Annotated in this window: 25 protein-coding genes, 1 pseudogene and 1 other annotated feature; of the genes and pseudogenes, 17 read left to right on the top strand and 9 right to left on the bottom strand. The window is 41.6% G+C overall.

Annotation, left to right across the window (positions count from 1 at the left end):
* Positions 1-51: 51 nt before the first annotated feature.
* On the top strand, positions 52-1,680 hold the full coding sequence (gene groL / locus AC3WU2_RS21105; protein WP_379351435.1) for a chaperonin GroEL: 1,629 nt from the start codon (positions 52-54) through the stop codon (positions 1,678-1,680).
* Between the two features lie 160 nt (positions 1,681-1,840).
* Positions 1,841-2,752, top strand: a complete 912-nt coding sequence (locus tag AC3WU2_RS21110) for a tyrosine-type recombinase/integrase (RefSeq protein ID WP_492457021.1) — start codon at positions 1,841-1,843, stop codon at positions 2,750-2,752.
* 204 nt (positions 2,753-2,956) lie between these two features.
* Here AC3WU2_RS21110 and AC3WU2_RS21115 read toward each other — a convergent pair whose 3' ends face one another.
* The 3 genes from AC3WU2_RS21115 to AC3WU2_RS21125 form a co-directional block, all read right to left on the bottom strand.
* Positions 2,957-3,313 carry a YgiT-type zinc finger protein gene (locus AC3WU2_RS21115; RefSeq protein WP_492457022.1) on the bottom strand — a complete coding sequence of 119 codons (357 nt, stop codon included), beginning with the start codon at positions 3,311-3,313 and terminating at the stop codon, positions 2,957-2,959.
* A 35-nt stretch (positions 3,314-3,348) separates the two neighbouring features.
* Positions 3,349-4,071: a GIY-YIG nuclease family protein gene (locus tag AC3WU2_RS21120; protein WP_492457023.1), complete on the bottom strand. Its 723-nt coding sequence runs from the start codon at positions 4,069-4,071 to the stop codon at positions 3,349-3,351.
* Positions 4,072-4,622: 551 nt separating this feature from the next.
* Complete coding sequence (locus AC3WU2_RS21125; protein WP_492457024.1) at positions 4,623-5,915, bottom strand: YonV family putative phage-derived protein; 1,293 nt, start codon at positions 5,913-5,915, stop codon at positions 4,623-4,625.
* A gap of 762 nt (positions 5,916-6,677) precedes the next feature.
* Between AC3WU2_RS21125 and AC3WU2_RS21130 the strand changes: the two genes are divergently transcribed.
* The 6 genes and pseudogenes from AC3WU2_RS21130 to groEL form a co-directional block, all read left to right on the top strand.
* On the top strand, positions 6,678-6,878 hold the full coding sequence (locus AC3WU2_RS21130) for a hypothetical protein (protein ID WP_492457025.1): 201 nt from the start codon (positions 6,678-6,680) through the stop codon (positions 6,876-6,878).
* A 97-nt stretch (positions 6,879-6,975) separates the two neighbouring features.
* Positions 6,976-7,305, top strand: a complete 330-nt coding sequence (locus AC3WU2_RS21135; RefSeq protein WP_492457026.1) for a hypothetical protein — start codon at positions 6,976-6,978, stop codon at positions 7,303-7,305.
* A gap of 21 nt (positions 7,306-7,326) precedes the next feature.
* A complete protein-coding gene (locus AC3WU2_RS21140) occupies positions 7,327-7,629 on the top strand; it encodes a hypothetical protein (RefSeq protein ID WP_492457027.1) in 303 nt (100 codons plus the stop codon).
* 276 nt (positions 7,630-7,905) lie between these two features.
* The gene (locus AC3WU2_RS21145; protein ID WP_492457028.1) at positions 7,906-8,535 is read left to right on the top strand and encodes a recombinase family protein; all 630 of its coding nucleotides are present in this window, start codon (positions 7,906-7,908) and stop codon (positions 8,533-8,535) included.
* A 254-nt stretch (positions 8,536-8,789) separates the two neighbouring features.
* A complete protein-coding gene (locus tag AC3WU2_RS21150; RefSeq protein WP_492457029.1) occupies positions 8,790-9,380 on the top strand; it encodes a pentapeptide repeat-containing protein in 591 nt (196 codons plus the stop codon).
* Positions 9,381-9,540: 160 nt separating this feature from the next.
* Positions 9,541-9,708: pseudogene (gene groEL / locus AC3WU2_RS21155) on the top strand (chaperonin GroEL); the annotation flags it as partial.
* 134 nt (positions 9,709-9,842) lie between these two features.
* Here groEL and AC3WU2_RS21160 read toward each other — a convergent pair.
* Complete coding sequence (locus AC3WU2_RS21160) at positions 9,843-10,205, bottom strand: HsmA family protein (RefSeq protein ID WP_492457030.1); 363 nt, start codon at positions 10,203-10,205, stop codon at positions 9,843-9,845.
* Positions 10,206-10,367: 162 nt separating this feature from the next.
* Positions 10,368-10,590: a binding site (T-box leader), on the top strand.
* A 79-nt stretch (positions 10,591-10,669) separates the two neighbouring features.
* Between AC3WU2_RS21160 and tyrS the strand changes: the two genes are divergently transcribed.
* The 7 genes from tyrS to AC3WU2_RS21195 all read left to right on the top strand — a co-directional run bounded on the left by tyrS (position 10,670) and on the right by AC3WU2_RS21195 (position 17,817).
* On the top strand, positions 10,670-11,929 hold the full coding sequence (gene tyrS, locus AC3WU2_RS21165) for a tyrosine--tRNA ligase (protein ID WP_026263974.1): 1,260 nt from the start codon (positions 10,670-10,672) through the stop codon (positions 11,927-11,929).
* Between the two features lie 180 nt (positions 11,930-12,109).
* A complete protein-coding gene (locus AC3WU2_RS21170) occupies positions 12,110-12,691 on the top strand; it encodes a DUF5317 domain-containing protein (protein WP_492457103.1) in 582 nt (193 codons plus the stop codon).
* A gap of 227 nt (positions 12,692-12,918) precedes the next feature.
* On the top strand, positions 12,919-14,757 hold the full coding sequence (locus AC3WU2_RS21175; protein WP_492457031.1) for a bifunctional diguanylate cyclase/phosphohydrolase: 1,839 nt from the start codon (positions 12,919-12,921) through the stop codon (positions 14,755-14,757).
* Between the two features lie 108 nt (positions 14,758-14,865).
* Positions 14,866-15,912 (top strand): NAD-dependent epimerase/dehydratase family protein, encoded by a 1,047-nt coding sequence (locus AC3WU2_RS21180; protein ID WP_492457032.1) that lies wholly within the window; start codon positions 14,866-14,868, stop codon positions 15,910-15,912.
* 242 nt (positions 15,913-16,154) lie between these two features.
* The gene (locus tag AC3WU2_RS21185; RefSeq protein WP_492457033.1) at positions 16,155-16,451 is read left to right on the top strand and encodes a hypothetical protein; all 297 of its coding nucleotides are present in this window, start codon (positions 16,155-16,157) and stop codon (positions 16,449-16,451) included.
* Between the two features lie 53 nt (positions 16,452-16,504).
* A complete protein-coding gene (locus AC3WU2_RS21190; protein ID WP_492457034.1) occupies positions 16,505-16,897 on the top strand; it encodes a cupin domain-containing protein in 393 nt (130 codons plus the stop codon).
* Positions 16,894-17,817: an LCP family glycopolymer transferase gene (locus AC3WU2_RS21195; protein WP_018757613.1), complete on the top strand. Its 924-nt coding sequence runs from the start codon at positions 16,894-16,896 to the stop codon at positions 17,815-17,817. Before AC3WU2_RS21190 ends, AC3WU2_RS21195 begins: the two co-directional genes overlap by 4 nt.
* 299 nt (positions 17,818-18,116) lie before the next feature.
* On the opposite strand, the gene AC3WU2_RS21200 is transcribed toward AC3WU2_RS21195, so the two are convergent.
* Positions 18,117-19,067, bottom strand: a complete 951-nt coding sequence (locus AC3WU2_RS21200) for a tyrosine-type recombinase/integrase (protein ID WP_492457035.1) — start codon at positions 19,065-19,067, stop codon at positions 18,117-18,119.
* A 187-nt stretch (positions 19,068-19,254) separates the two neighbouring features.
* Here AC3WU2_RS21200 and AC3WU2_RS21205 point away from each other — a divergent pair, with 187 nt between their 5' ends.
* Both AC3WU2_RS21205 and AC3WU2_RS21210 read left to right on the top strand, forming a co-directional pair.
* On the top strand, positions 19,255-19,941 hold the full coding sequence (locus AC3WU2_RS21205) for an HD-GYP domain-containing protein (protein WP_018757615.1): 687 nt from the start codon (positions 19,255-19,257) through the stop codon (positions 19,939-19,941).
* Complete coding sequence (locus tag AC3WU2_RS21210; protein ID WP_492457036.1) at positions 19,874-20,578, top strand: hypothetical protein; 705 nt, start codon at positions 19,874-19,876, stop codon at positions 20,576-20,578. The genes AC3WU2_RS21205 and AC3WU2_RS21210 overlap by 68 nt, the downstream gene beginning before the upstream one ends.
* A 359-nt stretch (positions 20,579-20,937) precedes the next feature.
* Here the strand turns inward: AC3WU2_RS21210 and qoxD are convergent, their stop codons facing one another.
* Genes qoxD through qoxA form a run of 4 tightly spaced genes read right to left on the bottom strand, consistent with a single transcriptional unit; the run spans position 20,938 to position 24,758 of the window.
* A complete protein-coding gene (gene qoxD, locus AC3WU2_RS21215; protein ID WP_026263979.1) occupies positions 20,938-21,222 on the bottom strand; it encodes a cytochrome aa3 quinol oxidase subunit IV in 285 nt (94 codons plus the stop codon).
* Positions 21,223-21,226: 4 nt separating this feature from the next.
* The gene (gene qoxC / locus AC3WU2_RS21220) at positions 21,227-21,823 is read right to left on the bottom strand and encodes a cytochrome aa3 quinol oxidase subunit III (protein ID WP_492457037.1); all 597 of its coding nucleotides are present in this window, start codon (positions 21,821-21,823) and stop codon (positions 21,227-21,229) included.
* Positions 21,820-23,766: a cytochrome aa3 quinol oxidase subunit I gene (gene qoxB, locus AC3WU2_RS21225; protein ID WP_314586687.1), complete on the bottom strand. Its 1,947-nt coding sequence runs from the start codon at positions 23,764-23,766 to the stop codon at positions 21,820-21,822. The genes qoxC and qoxB overlap by 4 nt, the downstream gene beginning before the upstream one ends.
* Positions 23,767-23,795: 29 nt before the next feature.
* Positions 23,796-24,758: a cytochrome aa3 quinol oxidase subunit II gene (qoxA, locus tag AC3WU2_RS21230; protein ID WP_018757620.1), complete on the bottom strand. Its 963-nt coding sequence runs from the start codon at positions 24,756-24,758 to the stop codon at positions 23,796-23,798.
* Positions 24,759-24,946 lie beyond the last annotated feature (188 nt).

Raw genomic sequence — 24,946 nt, forward strand, 5'->3', positions numbered from 1 at the left:
TGATCCAATCAGTGAATCCATAATAACAATTATTTAGGGAGGTTTTTCACGATGGCAAAGGAAATTAAATTCAGTGAAGACGCACGCCGTGCGATGCTTCGTGGTGTAGATACATTAGCAAACGCAGTAAAAGTGACGCTTGGACCTAAAGGTCGTAACGTTGTTCTTGAGAAAAAATTCGGAAGCCCGCTCATCACGAATGACGGTGTTACGATTGCGAAAGAAATCGAACTTGAAGATGCATTCGAGAACATGGGTGCACAACTTGTTAAAGAAGTAGCTACAAAAACAAATGATGTTGCCGGTGACGGTACAACAACAGCTACCGTTCTTGCTCAAGCGATGATTCGCGAAGGTTTGAAGAACGTAACTGCAGGTGCCAACCCAATGGTCATCCGTAAAGGGATCGATAAAGCGGTTCGTGCAGCGGTTGAAGAATTGCAAAAAATTGCAAAACCAATCGAAGGTAAACAATCGATCGCACAAGTTGCTGCAATCTCGGCTGCTGACGATGAAGTTGGTGAATTGATCGCAGAAGCAATGGAGAAAGTCGGCAAAGACGGCGTGATCACGGTTGAAGAATCCAAAGGTTTCTTAACAGAACTTGAAGTGGTTGAAGGTATGCAATTCGACCGTGGATACACTTCCCCGTACATGATTACTGATACAGACAAGATGGAAGCTGTCCTAGACAACCCTTATATCTTGATCACAGATAAGAAGATCTCGAACATCCAAGAAATCTTGCCAGTGCTTGAGAAAGTGGTTCAAGCAGGTAAGCAGCTTCTAATCATCGCTGAAGATGTTGAAGGTGAAGCACAAGCGACACTGATCATGAACAAACTTCGCGGTACATTCACTTGCGTATCCGTCAAAGCTCCAGGCTTCGGCGATCGCCGCAAAGCAATGCTTGCTGACATCGCTGCATTGACTGGTGGTCAAGTGATCACAGAAGAATTGGGTCTTGATCTGAAATCGACTACAGTTGGGCAATTGGGTACTGCGCGTCAAATCCGCGTAACGAAAGATAATACAATCATCGTTGATGGCAACGGTGCAAAAGAAGATATCGAAGCACGCGTGAACCAAATCCGTGCGCAATTGGAAGAAACAACTTCCGAATTCGATAAAGAGAAATTGCAAGAGCGTCTGGCTAAATTGGCTGGCGGTGTAGCGGTAATCAAAGTTGGTGCAGCTACTGAAACAGAATTGAAAGAGCGCAAATTGCGTATTGAAGATGCATTGAACGCAACACGTGCAGCGGTTGAAGAAGGCATCGTTGCAGGTGGTGGTACAGCACTTGTAAGCATCTACAATGCTGTAGCAGCAGTTCAAGCGAAAGGCGACGAGCAGACAGGTGTGAACATCATCTTGCGCGCTCTTGAAGAGCCAGTTCGTACAATCGCAGCGAACGCAGGTCAAGAAGGATCTGTTATCGTTGAGCGTCTGAAAAAAGAGGCGGTAGGCATCGGCTATAACGCAGCAACTGGCGAATGGGTGAACATGATCGAAACAGGTATCGTTGACCCAGCGAAAGTAACGCGTTCCGCATTGCAAAACGCAGCATCTGTTGCAGCGATGTTCTTGACTACAGAAGCGGTTATCGCTGACAAGCCAGAACCGAACAAACCAGCTATGCCTGATATGGGTGGCATGGGCGGTATGGGCGGCATGATGTAAGGACTGACAAGGATTCCCAGCCTTTCTGTTCTAAAACGTCAGACCAAATTGCTCCTTAAAATGAGGTTATTTTAACCATGATTTAAGAAGCAGTCACAGTTATAAATAATAAATCAAGCAATGACCACTTCTTAATAATTCTATTAGGGAGTGGTTTTTTGTGTTGTTAAAGTTTGCATTTAAGGATTTTCTTGATGACCGTAAGTTTAAGAATACTACACAGAAGAACATCAGAAATTATCAAACTTTGCTAGGTGAATTTGTTATCTATTGCAAAGATAATGAGATAGTGAATGTTGAGGACATTGCACAAAGTCATGTGAGGGATTATTTGATGTTTTGTCAGGACAAAGGCAACCAAGCTGGCACAATCAATACTAAGCTGTTGAGAATAAGAGCATTCCTCAATTACATGGTAGAATGTGAAGTCATTAAAAATAATCCAGCCCACAAAGTAAAATTCCAAAAGACAGATGTTAAGATTGATGTATTCTCTGATGAACAAATCAATCAGATGCTTAATTTTTATAGACGTAGTAAGCGAAGAGAAAACAGTTACGTTGCCTATCGAGATTACATGATTATAGTTGCGATACTAGGTACTGGCATTAGACGTGGTGAAATTATTGGGTTGAAATGGTCTGATGTAGACTTTGAAAATCAATCTTTATCAGTGTTTGGAAAGACGAGAAGAAAAGAATCTATTCCAATAACATTGAAGCTTACAAAAGAATTAAGAGCATATCAAGCCTTTTGTAAACAAAAGTGGTGTAGTGTAAATGAGTATGTATTTACAAAGCGTGATTATACACAATTAACAGAAAATTCTTTAATGTTGGTTTTTAAGTATCTAGGACAAAAAATGAATTTCCCAAATGTGAGAGTATCACCACATACGTTTAGACACACGTTTTGTCATAGACTTGCTATGTCAGGAATGAGTGCTTTTGCAATTCAAAAGCTAATGCGCCATCAAAATATTACTGTAACCATGCGTTATGTTGCAATGTGGGGCAATGAACTTAGGGAGCAAAATGATAAATACAACCCGTTGAATCACTTGGATATTTAGATTTAAAAGATGCTCCTAATGCCCTTAGGTAAATGCAGAGGAACCATATGAGCCGGAATTAAGCGTCTGAGAGCGAGTGGGGGATAATCAGCGAAGATGAATTTGAATCACAGAAGAAAAAGCTGATTGGATAATCGGAATTGAAACAAACCAGAAGTGGATAACTGCCATTTCTGGTTTGTTTTCTTGAAGGACTTGAAGGATTTATTTATCGTCAATCAGCTTACTTATCTTTAGGATTAGGTCTGTAACCTCAGAATCGTAAAAAGTCTCGCCGCATCCAGAACACTTACCGCCGCGCACTTTGATGCTCTTGATTCTGTCGTCTTTCGACTTTAGGTCAACGTCAATATCCACATTCGGTACATCATCAGAACCGCACATGGGGCACTCACATATATTGAGTTCGTCTTCTCCATAATCAGGCTTTAGCTTTCGTGCTTCGTATTTTGCTTTTCGTTCTTCTAAGTCCTTCTCTCCATATGCCATTATCCATAAATCATCAAGGGTCTTGCCTTGAAGGGACTCATCGTAGTATCTATTTTTCTTATTTTCTTTCATGTTCCCGCTCCTTTACGAATAAATAAAACTCAGATTCAATTGAAACTGAATATGGTTTGCACTTCCCCCATTAGGTTGCAGATTGGTGGTGGTAATCTCCTGCTTACAATCATTTCAATATCCGAAGGATTAAGCTTAAACCATTCATTCTTATACTTTTTGGATTTGAAGTGATTTTTTAGCATAATATCAAGCACTTTCGCATAATCGCTTTGGATTGTGGCAAGCATTTTGATCTGAGATGCTGTGTCCGAATTGATCTGGTTATACCTAATTCTCGGACGTCCAGACTGACCTATCTTCACCACTTTATGTGACTCATCCCAAATCAAATATATTTGTGATGGTTCCTTCTCATAAAGCTTCGAAACTACATTATTTTGAACTTCTTTAGCTGACTGATACCTGTAATCAACATCTGGATGCTCTAATAAATATTTGTCTAAAACTTCCAGAACCAAGCTTTCATTTTCGCTTTTGTATTTTCTACCTTTGTTTTCTCCGTTGAGATAATACCATCTTATTGATGGCATCCATTGTTTGAGTAGTTTTTGTTGCAACATTTTCTGATTCTCCAATACAAAACTGATTTTTGCTACTTCAACCCATTTTGTTTTGGTAAACGCTATTTTCACAAAGAAAATTGGTGTATCTCCAAGTAGAACTTTATCTCTTGCAACATATAAGTCAATCCGATAAAGTTTGCTTTCTAAAGTATGTTGATGAAAATCCGCAGTTAGATACTTACAAACGTTCATGGTAATCCTCCATTCATAAAATTTGCTATTCAATCCAGTAGTTTGATATTCGACTTTTGTTGATGGACTATAGGCATTCCTCTCCCTTCAAGTTATTAATGTCAAAGAAAGTACTGGCACATTTTTCGAACAAAAAAACAGAGTGGCTTGGTAGCCACTCTGTTAAGGTAAATATATGATAACGTCGTATTTCTTTGATAGGATTATTGCACATGTTTATCGCACTCCTTATATATGTAAAAGCTAAAACAAATAACTGATATGAACTTAGCACGAAAAGAAAATTGTGTAAAGTAGCTATAATTTCGTTAGTACTTTCTTTGGCATTACAGATTTCTTGCTGACGCGGACTACGCTTCGCTTTAGTCCTTGTCATGATTCGAACGCTTCGCTCATCGAATCATTTGGGTTATAGCTTCGCAGAATACATATCCATGCATCGAGTGCTTGTTTTTTACCATTTAACTTTTCTTCTTATAAGGACTTTGAAAAATAAGCCTTTGTTTTATTGGCTTTATTAAGGGTTCTTAGGAAGTATATCTACCTAAGTCTTAAAGATGCCAGTCACTTGGGGGTTCGTTTATGATCGCAGTAGCAGGTGCTTCCTCAAAATATTCACTGGCTAAATATCGCTTCAATAATCCACGCATTCGACTACTTGGAATAAAAATATTTATGGGATGACCTTCGCGAATGCGACTTCTCCAAATCCACTGGATTAGTTCTGATAATGCCCAAGCATCTGCATCTACCGTAATACCCATTTGTCTGAAAAATCCAATCTCTATCGGCCTCATGTATCTATTTGCTAAATATACTAGATTGTATTTCTCTCTGTATTCATTCGTTGCTCTTGATGTAACAGCTACGAAGGAATTAGCAAATCCTCTTGGTGCAATAAGCTTTTGATATTTTGCTTTACTTCCCTTGTATGTCGTCCAGATACTATTGCTGTTATTTGCTTTATTTTTATTTGTAAGATAGTTATAGGCATTGTTTTGCAGTGTCTTAATATCCTTTTTGTTTTTGGAGTTTCCAAACCAGCTGTATGACATTACATTGCTCTTTTCTCCAATATCATTGAGGTTACCTTCATAGATATTAATTTTCTCTGCTAATAAGGGCTTATTTGACCTGACTCTATTTTTATAAGGAACCAGTTGGTAGATTCCATCTAAGAAAGCAACAGACAAGTATTTGTATTTTATCTGGAACAAATCAAAGTAATATCTTTGGAGTTGTCCTTTAAACAGATACGTCAGTATATAAACATCTTGAAATAAATCGAACACTTCCACTGGAAATGACCATATCAATGCTGAGTTCTCATAATGTAATAAGGAGTTAGACAGAGCCATTCTCTTTATATCATTAAATCTACTGTCGTGAGTTACATGTTCATGCCACTTGATGTACTCGACTCCGTTTTCTTTCATCTCATAACTAATCGCCCCTGCTTTCTGTAGTAGCCCAAGGTCGTTTTTCTTTAATTCCACTTGACGTATGACATTAAGAACCTCATCCAGTATGAGTATATATTTATTTTGTTGCAGTAAACTTCTTGTTGTTTCATTAACTCTCATAAACAGATTATGTGTAGTACAAATATTTTTGCCTTCCTCTAGTAATCTGTGGAGGTCATCCAATTTAGTTTCGCCATTAACATCATGAGGCTCATAAAAGATAGAGTTTGTTACTGAGTCTTTGACCCTAGAAACCTCTTCAAGAAACGGAGTGACATAAATAAACTTGTACTCATCATATGGGACTGAGTTCATGAATTGAATTGCCCAAGAAGTTTTCCCATAACCACAAGGTGCATCGATAATATTAACAGTTGTCATTAAGCATTTCCCCTTTAATTAGCTTGATTATTTTAGCTTTTAGTCGTTCTGAAATTACATATGAATTATTGTGAAGCCATCTGCTTAAATGCTCTCTGGAAACACAACACTTATTAGCAATAAATGTGATTGATGTTCCGTATCTTTTCTGGAAACTAAATAAGGCTGACCGCAAATCATTATCATTCATTAACTGTCACCTCCTTTCACGAAAGTGTGATGTATTAAGCAAAATAAAAAACTCTCTGACTAAACGGAGAGTTTTTGGTTCACTTCTTATAGTTTTAATATCCAATAGATTTCTATCCTTTTGGCAGGAGTAAAATATCTCTAATATATAGTTATACAGAAGGTGTTGAAAAACACACAGTTTGGCAAATAATATGCTCCACGAGAGAGCATTTTCGATTTCACGATTTTTTTAAGATCGCCTAACCTGGGGTTAGTTATGATTTATTAAAGAAATAGAGAGGGATTGATTTGAATAATATGAACATAGTACTCGTGTCGTAAAATCTGTTTGTAGGGTTTGTGGATGTAAGTGTTGGGGCAATCTAATTCGTCTCAGTATCAACTCAGGCTGTAAACCACCTCGGGGTGCATTTCTATCGTACATTCGATAGAGGTGTCTTGGATTAAATGTAGTAAAACACAAGCGTTTTCCCGCTTCCTTTTATGGTAACATTATCATAAAATTTATTGTTGAGATTGCTTGTTAAACTATCGGCATGGATAGAGTGGTAAGAGGAGGAGATCGGAAGAATGCGGACTAAGTTTCAACTATGGGTAGAAAGCAAAAAGAATGAACTTGAAAAGGTATATATAAAGATGGAATATGTAAAGCATAAAAAACCTGATGAGAGCCGTATTCCAGACCCTTCTACAGGCGTTATTTATGAATCTGATTTCAATGAGATATTAGAGCAATTTTTCCATGTACTACAGACGGGGTTAAAACCGTAAGTTGTTACACTTATTGACTAAACTAACGTAGAACATTAGTCAACGACAAGCAGGATAGCTTACGGCAAAAGAAAATACGCCCAAAGGAGGCGTGAAAATGGAACAAAAGACAAAACTCATAAATATCCTCTTGGATGCAACGGCTAGGGAAGATGAACGCGATGATGCCGCAATTGATTTGGGTTATTTCGAGGGAAACGAAGTTGTACAAGCTTTATTCTCTGTCGCTACGGATGAGTCGTTTCTCAGCGAAATGGTTAAAGGTAGTTGTGGTGAGTCCCTTGCTTCGATTTGGATTCGGACAGGGAAAATTGATTTTGAATTACTTTCCCAACTTGAAGGAACGGCATTGAACGAAGCTATAGGGTCAATCAGAGAAAATCGGACGGATTGGTACACTGAATATTTAACGTTCGAGGAACGATAGTTCAACCGTAAGAGGTGTAATATGGAGAGACTTGATTGGATTCCAATACGGAACATAAGTGATAATGAAAAGATTTGGGCGGGGACAAAAGTTAGGCTATATAATGTTGGTTTGAATGTTATTGATAAGGATGATGACTATTACGAATACTTAGTGTCTTTTATCTATGATAATGAAGAGCATCTTCAACTAACCAATCTCACGCAAGGCAAGGCTGGAAATATTCTTTGTGTTATTAAGAAAGATACACCAAACCATTATGCACTAGGTAAAACTTTGAAAGATATGATGGGACTTGAAGATACATTTGTCCTTTTTGAGTAGCTAAGTTAGCTGAACTAACGGTGAACGATAGATCAATGAACCGCTCAACAGAGCGGTTTTTCTTGTGGTCGAAAATTAATATCATACGAATACGAGTCTTTAGTGATTGAAGTTTAGAGCGTAACCTATCTTTACAAGTCCAGTGCAATGATTTTGTGTAAATTTAGGATTTATTTTTGATTTAATTTACATAATATATTCAATATTATAGACTCTATATTTACGATTTAGTACAATAACAATATAGAATCTAACGATATGGAGTGATTGAACAACATGAATATTTCTTATATACGAGTAAGTACTGCTGAACAGAATGAAGCAAGGCAAGTTGAAGCTATGAAAGCGTATAAGATTAATAAGACATATACAGAGAAGGTATCAGCTAAAGATACGGATAGACCACAGTTGCAAGAGATGCTGAATTATGTACGGACGGTTGAATGTGAAGAATGTGAGCCATGTATCGAGAACAGCAAAGACAAAGGCAATAGGCTTTGTAAGGAGTGCGATACAATTTACGTTCATGACTTCTCTCGACTTGCACGAAGTACAAAGGACTTACTGAATATCGTTGAACAGTTGGAAGCGAAGAAGGTTAAACTTGTCTCTTTGAAAGAGAACTTAGATACTTCAACGGCAACGGGTAAACTAATGCTAACGATGATCGGTGCAATCAATGAGTTTGAGCGAGCAAACATGTTGGAGCGTCAACGTGAAGGCATTGCAGAAGCTAAGAAGGATGGCAAATACAAGGGGCGCAAGGAAGTAGAGGTTAAAGGTTTTGAAACACACTATGAGCGTTATATGAAGCGCGAAGTGAGCAAGTCAGCTTTGGCTAAAGAGTTGAACATATCAAGACCAACACTCGACAGATTAATCAGAGAGCAACAGGAGTCTGTATAAACAACAAATAAACGCTGACTATGGATGACAATTACAGTTAATCCCAGTGTATGGTATAGTGTGTGTGAGAGTTCTTTGGATTTGAAAGAACGATTTTTTTTGGGGTGAGAATGTGAACGATGAACTTAACTGTGACTGTCTACTGTTGAAAAGAAAAATAGACGAGGGTGCATGTTACGATATAAATGCTGTTGCGGTAGAATGGGTTATAGAAGATATTCTAAAAATTATTGCGAAACAATTTGAGGTTAGAATTGACATATCAAAAGCCAAAGAAGTTTGTCCAAGATGTAAACACTATCCTTTCGATAGGAAATACTAAATTAATGAGCAATCTAATAAAAGGGGCATTGTTTATGGTTATAATAAAAAGTCTTGCGAACGAACCAATAATTATAAATGCTCCCAATTTATTAAATGCTAAGCTAGATGGATTAAACTTACATAGGGCTTTGCTTTACAATACAAATTTACAAGGCGCAAGTTTCATTCAAGCTAGCTTGCGAAACGCTCATATGGATGGCTCAGATTTAAGTAATTGTAATATGAGCAATACATTAATGGTAATGGCTGAACTTAAAAATGCAAACTTGCGTGATGCAAAACTGATTAAAGCAAATTGTTCTTATGTACTTTTCAACCATAGTAATCTCGAAGGAGCAGATTTTTCAGATGCTATCGTAAAAGGGGCAGATTTTAGGGAAGCAAGGTTATTTGGAATAAATATGAAATGTGAAGGTTTAGTTGATGCAATACTTGATGGAGCGTACTTTAACGATGAAACAATATTCCCTATTGGGTTCGATCCAATTAAAAAGGGCGCAGTTAAAGTTAAAGGTCAATAAAACATGGAGTTTGTTTTTAATAACGATAATAGTGTACATTAACAATCTTTACATCAAGCAACCACCACTTTATACTGTAATGGTAAGCACATTTATAAGAAGTGGTCATTGCTCTAAATTTGTTATTAATAACAGTGATGAATATACCCGTAAGTCCTTGTCAGGTATCGTTGACCCAGCGAAAGTAACGCGTTCCGCATTGCAAAACGCAGCATCTGTTGCAGCAATGTTCTTGACAACAGAAGCGGTGATCGCTGACAAGCCAGAACCGAACAAACCAGCTATGCCTGATATGGGCGGCATGGGCGGTATGGGCGGCATGATGTAATAATCAGGCCAAAAACCTTGATGTATCAACAAAAAAAGGACCCGCGAGGGTCCTTTTTTTAATGAAAATCACATTTGTGTCACGAAATAATGATACAAATCCAAGGAAGCGTCTCGGCTGAGCCAGTTTAGCCGTTATAGCATGCTCATGCCAACTCCGATGAAATAAGGAATCAACCATAGGATCCAGACGATCAAGCTAAAGCGATGGAAGGTGTGCTGAGCATTCGCGGATCCTCTCCATTTGACGAGTGCAGCCCAGACCGCGTGAATTAGCATCAGGATGAGGGCAGCACCACCGGTTAGCGCATGAACAACATTCCCGCCATTCGAAGCGAGCGTGCTCATGAGGGTTGTACCTGTGGTATCGCAGACGAGACCGAGTAGGAAATAAATCAGATGTTTGGTTTGAAGTGTACCGGAACGTTTTTCGCCCCAGACACCGATGGTGTAGAATATAAGGGCACAATTAATGAAAATAATTGCAGCTGCTAGCATGTAGGTTCACCTCTTATTGTGAGTTGTTGTTTCTTCGTACATGGATCCTATCATGCCAATATGAATGCAGTGTGAACAGGACATTACGGCTAGGATGGAGGAGAATGGGCGTGTTGTTGACATTGCAATCTGAATTCTCTATAATGTCTGTAATCTTATATGTCTTATACGTTGAAAGAGCGAAGTAGCAGCTTGTCCCTGTTCTCAGAAAGCTGGGGGTTGATGAGACCCAGTACACACAAATCCTGCGAATTACACTCTGGAGTATCTTAGGTGTCCCTAAGCGGAGTAGCGATCGATAATATCGCTGAGAGTGGTATTTATGGCGACGTACGCGCTGTAAATGCAATTTGGGTGGTAACACGGTTATTCAATCGTCCCGATGTCTAGAATAGACAGGGGACGATTTTTTGTTGTTTATTCGGAGAATTTTTAACGATAAAAAGGAGATGGAGAACATGACGATGAACATTATCGACGAACTCGAATGGCGCGACGCCATTAACCAACAGACGGATGCAGAAGGATTGCGTCAATTGACGAATGAGAAATCAATCTCCTTGTACTGCGGCGTTGACCCGACAGGCGACAGTATGCATATTGGACACTTAATTCCTTTCATGATGCTAAGACGCTTCCAGCTCGCTGGACACCGTCCTGTCATTCTAATTGGTGGAGCAACAGGAACGATTGGGGATCCAAGTGGCCGCCAATCGGAGCGCTCTCTACAGACGATGGAGCAAGTACAAGCGAACGTTGAAGCGTTAACTGCACAGATGAAGAAGCTGTTCGATACGGATGGCAGCAACCAGCTTCGAATGGTGAATAACTATGATTGGACACATAAAATCAATGTCATCGACTTCTTGCGCGATTATGGGAAGAATTTCAGTATCAATGCGATGCTCGCAAAGGATGTTGTAGCAAGCCGTCTTGAGAGCGGAATTTCTTTTACGGAGTTCTCGTATCAGATTCTTCAATCCCTCGACTTCCTTCATTTGTTCAAGGAAGAGGATGTTCAACTGCAAATTGGCGGTTCTGATCAATGGGGGAATATCACGAGTGGCTTGGATTTGATTCGTAAGAAAGAAGGATCGGAAGCAAAAGCTTATGGCTTAACGATTCCACTTATGCTGAAATCCGATGGTACGAAATTTGGCAAAACGGCTGGTGGCGCGGTATGGCTTGATCCGAACAAAACAACCCCATTCGAATTCTACCAATTCTGGGCGAACACGGATGATCGCGATGTCATTAAGTACCTGAAATTCTTTACGTTCCTGGATAAAGAAGCGATTGATGCATTAGTGGAGAAGGTCCAGACAGAACCGCATAAACGTGAAGCGCAGAAGACGTTGGCTGAAGAAATGACGAAGTTCGTGCACGGTGAGGAAATGCTGGAGCAAGCGAAGAAAATCACCGCAGCATTGTTCAGTGGAGATATCAAATCATTGACCGCGGACGAGATCGAGCAAGGCTTCAAAGAAATGCCGACTTTCCACGCGACCAAAGAATCGAAGAATATCGTAGAATGGCTGGTCGACCTGGGCATCGAGCCTTCCAAACGCCAGGCGCGTGAGGATATTACCAAAGGCGCGATTTCCATGAATGGCGAACGCGTTACGGATCTTGAGATGGAAGTAACCGTAGAGAACTCTTTCGATGGCCGATTCATCATTATCCGCAAAGGGAAGAAGAATTATAGTTTAGTTCGATTGACTTAATAAGGTTTGTGTTAGCAAGAACTCCTCACATTTTTTTATGAACTTGTGGGGAGTTTTTTGGTATCTAGCAAGGTACGGTATATTAGGGAAATATTGACGTTAAAGGCTGGAAGTCTTATAATGTCGGTAAATGATGGTAAGATTATTGTCATTTTTAGTAACATAAAGGGGATCTATGAGATGGTTTACGATGGGATTTTAATCGGGTTAATTGTTGGGTTTATACGAGCAGGTTTTCGAAATGGTCTCATCGCGCTCTCGAATGTTCGAATAAAAGGCGGGCTAATCTTTCCAGTCCTACTGATTCTTCAATTTGCTATGTTCTACATACAAGAGAGGATTCAGTTTATTGCTGATATTAGTGGATATTTCTATATTGTCGTTTATATTACAGGACTCTATCTATTGTGGCTTAATCGACATGAGAAAGGTTTTGGATTTATTACTGCTGGCGTAGTATTAAACTTCCTCGTTATGATAGTGAACGGTGGGCGTATGCCGGTGTCCTTAGAAGCGGCCTCAGTACTAGAACCGATATATCTACAGATGCTTCAAAGTGGTACGGTTGTTACGAAGCATTTTCTAATGGATAGTTCAACCAATTTACCATTCCTTGGTGATATTATACCTTTATCATCACCCTACCCCAGAACGCAGGCGATCAGTGTGGGAGATGTTATTATGAATTTTGGGATGTTTATCTACCTTCAGAAGATTATGTTGGAGGAGAAAATTCGTACTTCTTTAGTCGAGACACAATGACTATTAATATCATACTAGACTAAAGTGAAAGGGGATACATACGATGAAAAAAATTAAAGGCATCAACGTTGCGGGCATTTTGCTAAATGTTGTGATTGTAGCATCGGTTGTTATTGCATTAACATCGGGCTTTAGAGTAGGAGATTAATATTAAGACGGAAAGGAGGTAGGATTGCCTGCTTCCTTTTTGTTTGAAGAGACTAAGAGAGAGAAGGTAGGGAGAATCTTTGTTACATAATTTTAAACTACAGTTAAGACAACCTGGGTTTATTTATGCGTTGTTGGTTTCCCTAGTAGGTTTCGCACTCTTTGTCTGGAATTTTGATAAAACTCTGTTTTCTAAATCACCATCAGACTGGGTGATGTTTTACGCATTTATTGCATCAGTATTATTGCTTCAATGTTTTATGTTTCGAGTTCCTCCTGAAGGGAACTATGAATCTATGGATTCCGCTGTACTGATGGCAGTTCTTTTTGTATATGGTGGAGGATATGCACTTTCAGTCTTATTTATTAGTTCTATTGTTCTTGTATTTATTGATAAGAATACTACGACACTTTGGAAACATTTATTGAATTTCAGTGCTTATACGATGATGTTGCTTGGTGCTGAAGCTTTCTTTCATTTTTCAGGAGGCCATACAGGAATATTTGAATTGAATCATCTGTTTGCATATATAGCGTCACTATCTATGTATTCATTAATTAATGTTATCTTCATGAGTTGTTATTTTTTTATTGTGTCCAAAGTTAAGCTTCATGATATCGTAGTTGGTTTTGTAAAAGATGCGATATTTGCATATGTTAGCACCATGTTGTTGTCACTTGTTTTAGTGATGCTATTGGAGAAAAACGGGTTTTTTGGATTGTTATTGATTTCAGCAATCACTCTTTTGTTATCCTTTTCCTTCAAAAAATTATATTTGATCTACAATCAAGTAACTGAAAAAGCGAACATTGACCAGCGAACCGGACTCTATAATCATAGTTATTTTGAAGAGAAGCTGGATGAATATATTAAGCAATATCGATCACAAGAGCGTACCTTTTCACTGGCCATGCTCGACCTAGATGATTTCAAAAAATACAATGATGCTTATGGGCACCCTGAAGGAGACAAGTTACTAAGTTTTTTTGGCAATCTCGTAAAGGAGGAGTGCGAGCCCCATCAATTCTTAGCGGCGCGATACGGCGGCGAAGAGTTCGCGATAATTATGCCAGATTATACGTTGGATCAAGCAAAGGGATTTATTAATGGCTTAAGAAAGCTCGTGAACCATACGCCTTACGATGGTGTAGATGTGTTCCCACATGGCTGTATATCTTTTTCGGCAGGCTTACTTGAAATTAATAAGGTCCATTACGATAAGTCGCAATTGGTCGATGCGGCGGATCGTGCATTATATATGGCTAAATCAAAGGGAAAAAATATGGTGTCAATCTATGGAGAACAGGATGCGCCTCCACAGCGTTTGGAATATGACATCCACGAACTTGAACAGCAGGTCAAGATCTTCCTATCCAAAGACATCTACACCTACAAACACTCGAAACGTGTCTACTCCTATGCGGTAGATATGGCGGAAGTCTTGCAGTTGAATGAAGAAGATCGTCGAACACTGATTTTAGGTGCGTTGATTCATGATATTGGTAAGCTCGAGATTCCACGAGATGTGCTGAATAAGAAGACGAAGCTGACTCCGGATGAATGGGAAATGGTCAAGAAGCATGTTCTATGGGGCAAAGAAATTGTACTTGCGACAGGCAAGTATAAAGAGCTTATTCCACTTATTGAGTTGCATCACGAACGTTACGACGGCAAGGGTTACCCGCATGGCTTAAAAGAAAATGAAATACCAAGACTTGCTCGAATGCTCTGTATCATCGATTCCTTTGATGCGATGACGACAGAGCGGCCTTATCAAGCAACGAAATCGTATGAGGAAGCGTTGAATGAGATCAGACGATGTACAGGCAGTCAGTTTGATCCGGAGCTTGCTGGGTATTTTATCGCTTATATTGAAAAGAAATATACCATCGACACTTCTCAAGTGCTGACTTCCTAATCATGATTAGGAGTCGGCATTTTTTATTTGTGTGATATGAGGTCTTCTTCGTATAATCAGAATGATGGAAGTCTATGACCTATAACCATATTAAGGGAGGGACAGGAAATGAATATTCTTGTCATCGGTGGATCACGATTTCTTGGCAGATTTGTCGTCGAAGAGGCGCTGCGTAAAGGCTATCAGGTAACGGTATTTAATCGAGGGCAACATAATGGGATTTTTGAAGGACAGCCTGTAGAACAGCTGATTGGAGATCGACAACAGGATCTATTACTGCTGCGCAATCGATCTTGGGATGCGGTTGTGGATACATGCGCCTATCTCCCGGGTGATGTTACAGGGCTATTGGATATGCTCAAGGGCAATATCAAACACTATACGTTCATCTCCAGTATTTCTGTGTATCAGGATTGGGTTCCTGTCGGCATTGATGAGTCGTATACAACGCCAACGCTATCGGAGGAGAAGTTACAAGAGCTTCTAAGTGATCCTTCGGTTACTTTACCAGGAGAGCACTATGGTCACTTGAAACGAATGTGTGAGATGGAAGCGGAGCGTATCATGCCGAATCAAGTCTTGCATGTTCGTCCTGGTTTGATTGTTGGACCTCATGATGAATCAGATCGATTGACTTATTGGGTAAGACGTGTAGGTGAAGGTGAGGCTGTGCTTGCGCCAGAATTTCCGGAGCAGCAGATTCAATTCATTGATGGCCGTGATCTTGCTTGTTGGATTCTGCATGGTGTAGAACAACAGATTACCGGGATTTATAACGCGACAGGTCCCGCTAGACCGCTAACGATGGAGCAATTCCTGAACACGTGCCGAAGCGTCACGAACAGCGATGCGGAATGGGTATGGACGAAGGAGCAATTTTTACTCGATCATGGGGTTCAGCCATGGCGAGATTTTCCGTTATGGATACCGCATAACTTCCCGCTCGCAGAAGGTAAAGAGCCATGGCGCGGTGCAGGTTCGGTGGATATAACATGCGCGTTGGAAGCAGGACTCACCTTTAGACCTCTGGAAGCCACGATTGCAGATTTATGGAATTGGGATCGGCAACGATTGCAGGAGGGGAAGCCGCTTAAGGCAGGACTAACCTCTGATAGAGAAGTGGAATTGATTCGTTTATATCGTGACGAGCAGTAATTGTTAGGTCTCCGTAAGGAGGCTTTTTTTATTGATTCATGGACGAAGATCAGCACTATCTGTCTCAATTTGTTGATCGGACAGATGTCGAGAAATGCAGCAATAGCAAGGTTTTTAAGGGGAAAAATGACACAAAACAAAATGTATCTTTTTGGTAGATTTGTGATTGACAAGGATACATATTGTATCATAAATTTAATATACAAAAATTCATAGATGAGAGAGTAGAGGAGGATCTAGTCATGTTGAACTTCGAATGGTTGTACAGCAAGGTCTGGCAATCCGGATCAGTAGTAGAGGATGTCGTAGATCCAATTCTATTAGGGATTCTGATTCTTAGTATCATCAGTTACGGATTATTCCGCATCGTTCAGCGCAAGAAAGGTAGAGTCCACTCCAAATCGGGGCGTTCGGCAGCGGGATGGGGAATGATGACGCTCATCGCAATCGCCGTATTGCGAGAAGGATATATGCTGCTTAAGGTCACGGGTATGATGGTTGTTTTGGCACAAGTGATTGTATCGGTAGTGTCTGCTTGAAGGATTTCAGAGGCATTCGAAGAATGGGACTGGGACGGTGCAGGATGGAAAGCATGAATCGCTTAACTGCTGAATATGATTTTGATGGTGGACGGTATTGGATTTTGGATTGTAGACAGGAGCCCTCAGGACATATCGTGATGTCGAGCAAGTATGTGCTGGAGCCGAGCTATCAGCTGGCTTATGCGAATCACTCGATGCGATCCAAAGTGTGGGTTGTTACGCATGGCGATGGCGAGTTCATACATAACGGGGAAAGCCGACAAGTACGTGCGGGTGATGTCTTGCAAATTATGGCCGGTAAACCACATTGCATTCGTGCGGTGACCGAAATGAAGTGGGCTGAAGTCCAAGTGGGAATAGGCGGTTTCAATGAAGTGGAGGAGCAGCTTAAGGTCTGGTGGGGCGAATTGGAGCTGATGGATGAAGGGGTCTTATTACAATGAAACGTTGGGTATGGATTGTCTCGATAACCGTCTTTCTGCTGCTGTGTGGCGCAGGTGGCGTTGCCTATTATGTCTACAGCTCGGTCAAAGAGACGGCGGAGCAAATGTACATCCCTGTGAAAGCCAATAAGCCGGTATATGTGAGCCAAGATACGACCGTGAAGCCAAAGACAGAACCTGTAGCGGTGGAGAAGCTCGAACCCTTCAACGTACTCGTCATGGGTGTGGATGAACGTGAACATGACCGAGGTCGGTCCGACACCATTATTGTGGTTTCTGTAAATCCGAATAAGCCATCAATGCTAATGTTCAATCTCCCTCGTGATACAAGAACCGAAATTGTGGGTCATCATTCAGTGGATAAGATGAATCATGCTTATGCCTTTGGAGGCGTTGAGATGGCGCTTGCGACCGTAGAGAAGTTCCTCGATATGCCGATAGATTATGTCGTTAAAATTAACATGGAGGGCTTCGTGCAGCTCGTCGATTTGGTAGGCGGTGTGGAGGTCGAGAATCCGTTCGCATTTAATCAGGAAGGGGTTCATTTCAATAAAGGAACTCTGCAGCTGGACGGGGAGCATGCGCTGCTCTATACTAGGATGCGGTATGATGATCCACGCGGGGATAAGGGACGGAATGATCGTCAGCGTCAGGTATTACTTAAGCTGATGCATACCGCGATGCAGTGGGGTAGTATCGATCGGATTCCGAGCATATTAAAGGCTCTTGGCCGAAATGTGAAGACAAACATTTCATTCGACGAGATGAAGTATATGTACAAGAACTATCTGCCTGCGTTTAATACCATTGATACAACCGAGGTGCAGGGGACGGGAACACGGATTAGTAACATTTACTATTACCTCGTGAATGACAAGGAACGTAAACGGCTGCATGATCTGTTAAAATCAAATCAGTGACGATACAGCAAACCCGCCAAGTCTTTCTTGGCGGGATAAATTGTGTTATTTTAACAGTATCTTATACTTTCCTTTAAAGCATGACGCGGAATAATTAGATGCGTTCGTGTCCATATTTTAGATATAGATTAACATCAAGAGACGAAAATTTTGCGACCCTATTAGACATAGAATTGTATAGTGCCAATGAAGTACGTACAATTTGTGTTGTTCGACATCTTTATACAAATATCGATTTAATTATAGTAAACTTTTCCTATTAATTCAAGTGACTTGAACGAAATAATAGTCTTATTTACCTATAAGATATCTTTTAAGCATTCTTCAACGTAATCGGGAGCTGCTTTCTGAATTTGCTGCACAGTATGTAGATATCTTTGTGTTGTATTGATATGCGTATGCCCAAGGGACTCTTGTACCTGCTGGAGGGTCGCACCGCGTAGAAGGGCTAATGTCGCATTCGTATGTCTGAGCCAGTGGGGGGTTACCACTTTGGTTAGACCGCATTCTATTCGTGCATTTTGAATGATTTTCTCAATATAGCGTACAGAGATAGGGAAGATGCGCGAGTCTTTAGCAGGGGATTTTTGTTCCAGCATCATGAAGTATTGCGAGAGTAACGTCCACAATCGTTTCGGAACTTTCACTTCACGTTCTTTACCGCCTTTGCCGAATACGGTCAACCACATGGTAGTTCCTCCCGGATCGGTATGAAAATCCTCTTTCATAATCGATATGAGCTCAGATACCCGCAACCCTAGTAAGACAAGGGTTAATCCAATCAAATAATTCCTTAAACTCTGCTTCTTAAGTTGATTGATAAGGTGAACCAATTCCGTTTCAGTGAGATAGTGGTTCTTACTGGTGATTGTTATTTTCGGAATACGAAGACTTGTCGTCGGATTGTTCGCGAAAATTCCAATGTTCGGATCATTCCCCCATTTATAGAGCGATCTTAGAGGTGCAATAAGTGCTGCTACCGTTGCAGGAGCTTGCGGCTTATTCCCTTTACTTAAATACCCCTGAATTAACCCGAGTTTATACATCTCAAGTTCTTTCCACGTCGCTTCTTTAAGCGTTTTATTTCCGAGGAAATCCCTGAATTTATTAATGGCGTTCCGATAATTTCGTATCGTGTAGGCCGAATGATGAAACGAAGCCAGAAATATGTTAACGATTTGATCATCCGAATAAGCGTTGTTGTGATCCATTTGTATAATGCTTTGAGATAAGATGGGTTGTGTTTTCAATCTTATGGTCTCCTTTATTATGCGAACAACACAAATTGTACGTACTAACCATTTTACCATGTAATGGAGGTAAAGGGGATGGATGCGGACAGGAATATGGGATGGATTGTTAAAAAATGTTGAAGATCCTCAATTGAACGGGTGGTCTTCAATTTCTTATGCATAACATGGCGAAGAAGGTGAGGTATTGCGATACGTTCACATCTCGGAAGTGCTGCATGACTTGTTGGAGAAAGACAAGATCACGTATGAGCATAGTATCCGGGTGGGATATTTAGCGAAATGTATAGCGAAGCAATTACAACTAACCAAGACGCAAGCGAGTCAGCTGATTATGGGTTGTTGTCTTCATGATATCGGTAAAATTCTAATTCCGACGGAGATTCTGACGAAGGATACGCAATTGACGGCGTATGAATGGGATGTCATGAGACAACACCCGATCCTTGGGGCAGAACGACTATCGTTACTCCAGCTCGGTAGTCGTACGGTCATGGATATCGTCAAATATCATCATGAACGGTGGAATGGCGAGGGTTATCCTTCCGGATTAATGTGGGATAATATCCCTCCGTTTGCACGGATATGCGCAGTCATTGATGCCTTGGACAGGATGATATCAGATCAACCTTATCGACCGGCAATGACGCTTGAGGAGGCTAAGGCTGAATTAATTCGCAACACCAATAGTCAATTTGATAAAAAATACGTTGCAGCATGTCTACGAATCCCAGATGAAGAATTATTGAGGAAGGAGATTGATATTCTAGAGCTGCTAAAAGACATGGGAGTGAAGGAGGAACAACATGACAATTTCAACTTTATTTCCAGTGATGCAAAGCGAGTTTCTAGACGAAGCTACAGCACAAATTAATTATGTAGGTCAAGAAATCAAAAAGGTAGATTTGTCGCACAAGTCCAATCGATTATTAGAAGTTGAGCAAATGAAACAACTCAGATATGAAATGGAACGGTTGTTGAACCTTGTACGGCATTGGAAGCTGAACATGACTCACGATATTATTAATTTGATTTTTCGCTGTATGGATCAAATGCGAATGCTGAAGGATGCGATTCTGCTCGGGAGTACCGTCACTGCGGATGTGACGTCGTTGCTATGCGAATTAAGAGGCTATGCGCTGGCGAGTGAGAAGAATACGAGCATGCGGCAGGACATAATGAGCGCGATATCCGCGGAGGCCAGCAAAGCGTTTAATGTGGAGAGCATCATCCATCGGATTCAGCATGAGGGGATTCGGGTGCTTCAGATCCAAGTGGGATTCGCTTCCCGGTGTATGATGAAGATGGCCTGTGCGATGGTTATACTGGATCAGATCGGTTCCTTGGTCGGTGAGGTGCTGTATATGGAGCCGAGCAGTGTCGAGGCGGGGGAGGACTCCTACAGCCAGGTCCGATATATCGTTGTTGATCCGGTCCAAGTGGATGATATCCAAGAATGGATACGATCCATGGGGGATGTCACCTATGTCGATGTTCACTTCAAGGTTTAACTAATCCGTCACGGTTTCGTGTAGGAAAAAGCGCCGCCATCTATCAAGATGCGGCGCTTTCGGTTTTCCTCCCGCCCCCAGAAACCGCAGAGAGAATCCTTGGCGGTTGATTTTTGGAGTTCGTGGGGTTGGTCAGGTTATTTCAAATGAATCTAAGATGGAAGGGTAGAACTCACGGAAAAGTCTACGTCCGGTCTTTGGCAGCCCATTTCATCCACCTCATCCAATCAAGGAAATGGGCGAACATGAACCGGTTGGAGAGAGGTCTACCGTGGAATCGGCCAAATTCATTTGAAATCCCCCGCCTTTCCCCACAACAAAGAAACCGCCAGAGATTTCTCTCTGACGGTTTCTTCTTATTAGTAACCCCAAATCATCGTGAACAACGTACCGAAGATCGTGACAAGACCCACGAAGAGGGCATAAGCAATGTTGAGGTAAAGGCTCGTTTTCGTATCCTTCGATTCATTGATGTGCATGAACAGGAACAGTTGCGTTCCGGCTTGCAAGATGGCACAGATAAGTAGGATTGCAAGTCCTACGGTGTAGGTGATACCATCCATCAGAACCGCCAGCGCGACGACCGAAAGGACAAGTGAGAAGATATACCCCATGACATGCTTGATCGGGAATAGCTGCTTCATCATATCACATCATTCCTTTCAAGTAGACAAAGCTGAAGATGAAGATCCAGACCACATCAAGGAAATGCCAGTACAAAGAGAAAATAAACGATTTATTCGTTGTATCTGGCGTGAAGCCTTCACGTTTGATTTGAATCATGATGGCAGCTCCCCAGAGGAAGCCCATCGTAACGTGGAGACCATGCGTACCCAGCAGGACGAACAAGCTGGATAAGAATGCACTAGTCGATAGTGTTGCTCCATCATGTACATACGTAACGAACTCTGTGATTTCGACGCCCAAGAATCCAAGACCCATGAGTAAGGTAATGGCGAAGAACACGAGTGTTGCTTTTTTGAAGCCGTGGCGCATTGCATGAATCGCAAGTCCACAAGTGAAACTACTCGTTAAGAGTAGGAATGTCTCAACAAGAACCCCTTTTAATTCGAAAATCTCACTGGCTGTCGGACCGCTGCCCGCACGATTCCAGAGTGTGAAATAAACGGCGAACAACGTAGAGAAGAGGGCGATCTCCGCACCTAGGAACAACCAGAACCCGAAGATTCGGTTACTGTTCTCTTCTGTGCTGTACTCGAGCGGTACATTCGTATTTATTTTCATACGAGTTCACCTCCATGTTTCTTCTCTATCTCCATGATCTCTTTGACAGGGATGTGTCGACCATGATCGCGCTCGAATGTACGAGCTGCAAGCATAATGATAACCGCGATACCCGCGATGATCGATGGAATCCACCAGCTGAAGACCAAGAAGAAACCTAAGAAGAAGAAGATTACGCCGAGAATGAACGGTTGGCCGCTGTTATTCGGCATATGAATCGGTTCAATTTTACCTTCAAATAGTGGTTGGTTTTCTTTCTTCGAATGCCAGTAAGCATCCATACCTTTAACGTTCGGTGTACGTGCAAAGTTGTATTCAGGAACTGGACTGTGTGTAGCCCATTCAAGCGTACGACCGCCACCCCATGGATCGTTTACATTTTCACGTGGTGCATAACGGAAGCTCCAATAGATGTTGTAGCATAGGACAACGAAGCCAAGTGCAAGTCCGACAGCACCGATCGATGCGACCATATTTAGCGGCCCGAATCCGGAACCTTCGGAATAGGTGTACATCCGACGCGACATGCCGTTCAATCCCAAGAAGAAGAGCGGAAGGAAAGTCACGTTGAAGAAAATCGTAATTAACCAGAATGCAAGTTTACCAAGACGTTCGTTCAGACGGAATCCGAAAACTTTCGGGAACCAGTAATGGAAACCTGCGATCACGGCAAATACTGTACCTGGAATCAATACGTAGTGGAAATGCGCAACCAGGAACATCGTATTATGATACTGATAGTCCGCGGAAGCCATAGCAAGCATAACCCCAGTAACCCCACCGATTGTAAAGATCGGAATGAACGCTAACGTGTACAGCATAGGTGTCGTGAAGGATATTCGGCCTTTCTGCAAGGTGAATAACCAGTTGAATATCTTGACCCCGGTAGGAACTGCAATGGCCATCGTTGTAATCGAGAAGACGCTGTTGACCATCGAACCATGACCCATCGTATAGAAGTGATGCGCCCATACGACGAAGGAAAGTAACGAAATGACAACCATACTCGCAACCATTGATTTATAACCGTACAAATTCTTTTTGGAGAATGTCGCGATAATTTCACTATAAATACCGAAGGCCGGCAAAATAACGATATAAACCTCTGGATGACCCCATACCCAGAACAAGTTCGCCCAGAGCATATCCATCCCTCCGTTGGCCATCGTGAAGAATTGGCCTCCGAACATCCGGTCGAACATCATTAGTGCAAGTGCTACGGTAAGAACCGGGAATGCGAACACAATAATAACACTTGTGATCAAGATAGACCATGTGAACATTGGCATTTGCATTAGCTTCATGCCTGGCGCACGCATTTTAAGAATCGTAACGATAAAGTTAACCCCTGTCAGCAGGGTACCGATACCGGCAATCTGTAATGAAATCGAATAGAAGTTATTCCCGACGGTCGGACTGAATTCCAGACTCGCGAGCGGGAAGTACGCTGTCCATCCTGCATCTGGGGAGCCCCCGATGACGAAGGATATGTTGAATAACATCGCTCCAGCGAAGAATAGCCAGAAGCTGACTGCATTTAGTCTTGGGAATGCAACGTCACGCGCGCCAATTTGCAGTGGAACGACGACGTTCATAAGTCCGATAATGAATGGCATGGCCATGAATAGGATCATGACAACACCATGCGTTGTGAAAATTTCATTATAATGCTGTGCGTCGAGCAGTCCATTCTCAGGAACTGCAAGCTGAGCACGCATCAGTAAGGCATCGACGCCTCCACGGAATAACATGAGGAGTGCTGCGATAATATACATGACGCCGATTCGTTTATGATCGACGGTCGTTAACCATTCTCTCCAAAGGTAGCCCCATTTCTTGAAATAGGTCAGACCGATGAGGATTGCTAGAGATGCAACGACGATACTCACCATAGCGGCGTAGATCATCGGTTCTCCAGTAACGAAAAATTCATCGAGTTTCATACGGTTAATACTCCTTCCTGTCCCATCGCTTATTCGTGCTGCGAATGATCCATCGATCCCATATCATCCATGTTCATGCCATCCATGTCCATGTTCGAATGATCCATCGATCCTGTGTTGTTCTTGGCATCTGCGTCGCCGCCGCCATGATGATGTCCACCATTTGCACCTTCAGGTGCTGGACGGAATTCAAGATGCGTAGAAGAGTATGTCTTACGTCCGACAACCGGTGTAGCCAGTAATTTATCGAACTCTTCCGGCGTTAATTTCGAAGCTGTTTTCTTAACATCGTCAACCCATTTGGTGTAATCCGCAGGGGATTGAGCCAAAACTTCGAATTCCATATGTGCGAATCCTTTACCCGAGAAGTTCGAGTTCCTACCATAGAATGATCCTTCATGTTCAGCGACAAGATTGAGTTTATTCACCATATCGCTCATCGCATATTTCTGGCCGCCAAGCTGTGGAACCCAGAAGCTTGTGATCGGTCCGAATGCATAGAGACGGAATTCGATCGGGCGGTTCGTAGGGATATTGACATAGTTAACCGTCTCAATGCCTTCTTCCGGATAACTGAAGTGCCATTTCCAATCGGAAGATGACGCATAAATAACAAGTGGCTTCTGATCTTCATACCCGACGGGAACATTCTCGACCGCATTGGTCGAACGAACCGTTACGACGGATAGAATCACGACGATAATGATCGGGATTATCGTCCAGATCAGCTCCAACCACTTGCTGCCTTCAATATGAGGCGGTTCATAACCTTCATTCGCTTTCGTAGCGCGATACTTCGTCAGCATGTAAATGTACAAGACGTAGACGACAAGCAGTACGACAGCCATGATGATCATGGAGAAAATAATCGTGCTCGATTGCGTCTTCGCTACCGGACCTTTTGGATCCAGTACCAGCAGTTTCGAACTACACCCACTTAATAGCATAATGAGTGAGATGAACAATAATAATAGCGGTCCTCTCTTTTTCATAAGTAACCCCTTCCTTAACAATGCAATTCACATGTTGATGTATTTCAAGAGAACTTAATTTTCTTTTATCTTATTAAGATATTCAGTTAATAACAAACCCTATTGAGAACCAATAATGGAATTTAATGGTTTTATTTCTAACAAAAAAAGATGACGATTTCATAATAAAAGCCGAAAATGTGTTAAAT

The organism is Paenibacillus sp. EB106-05-06-XG162 (assembly GCF_058791655.1).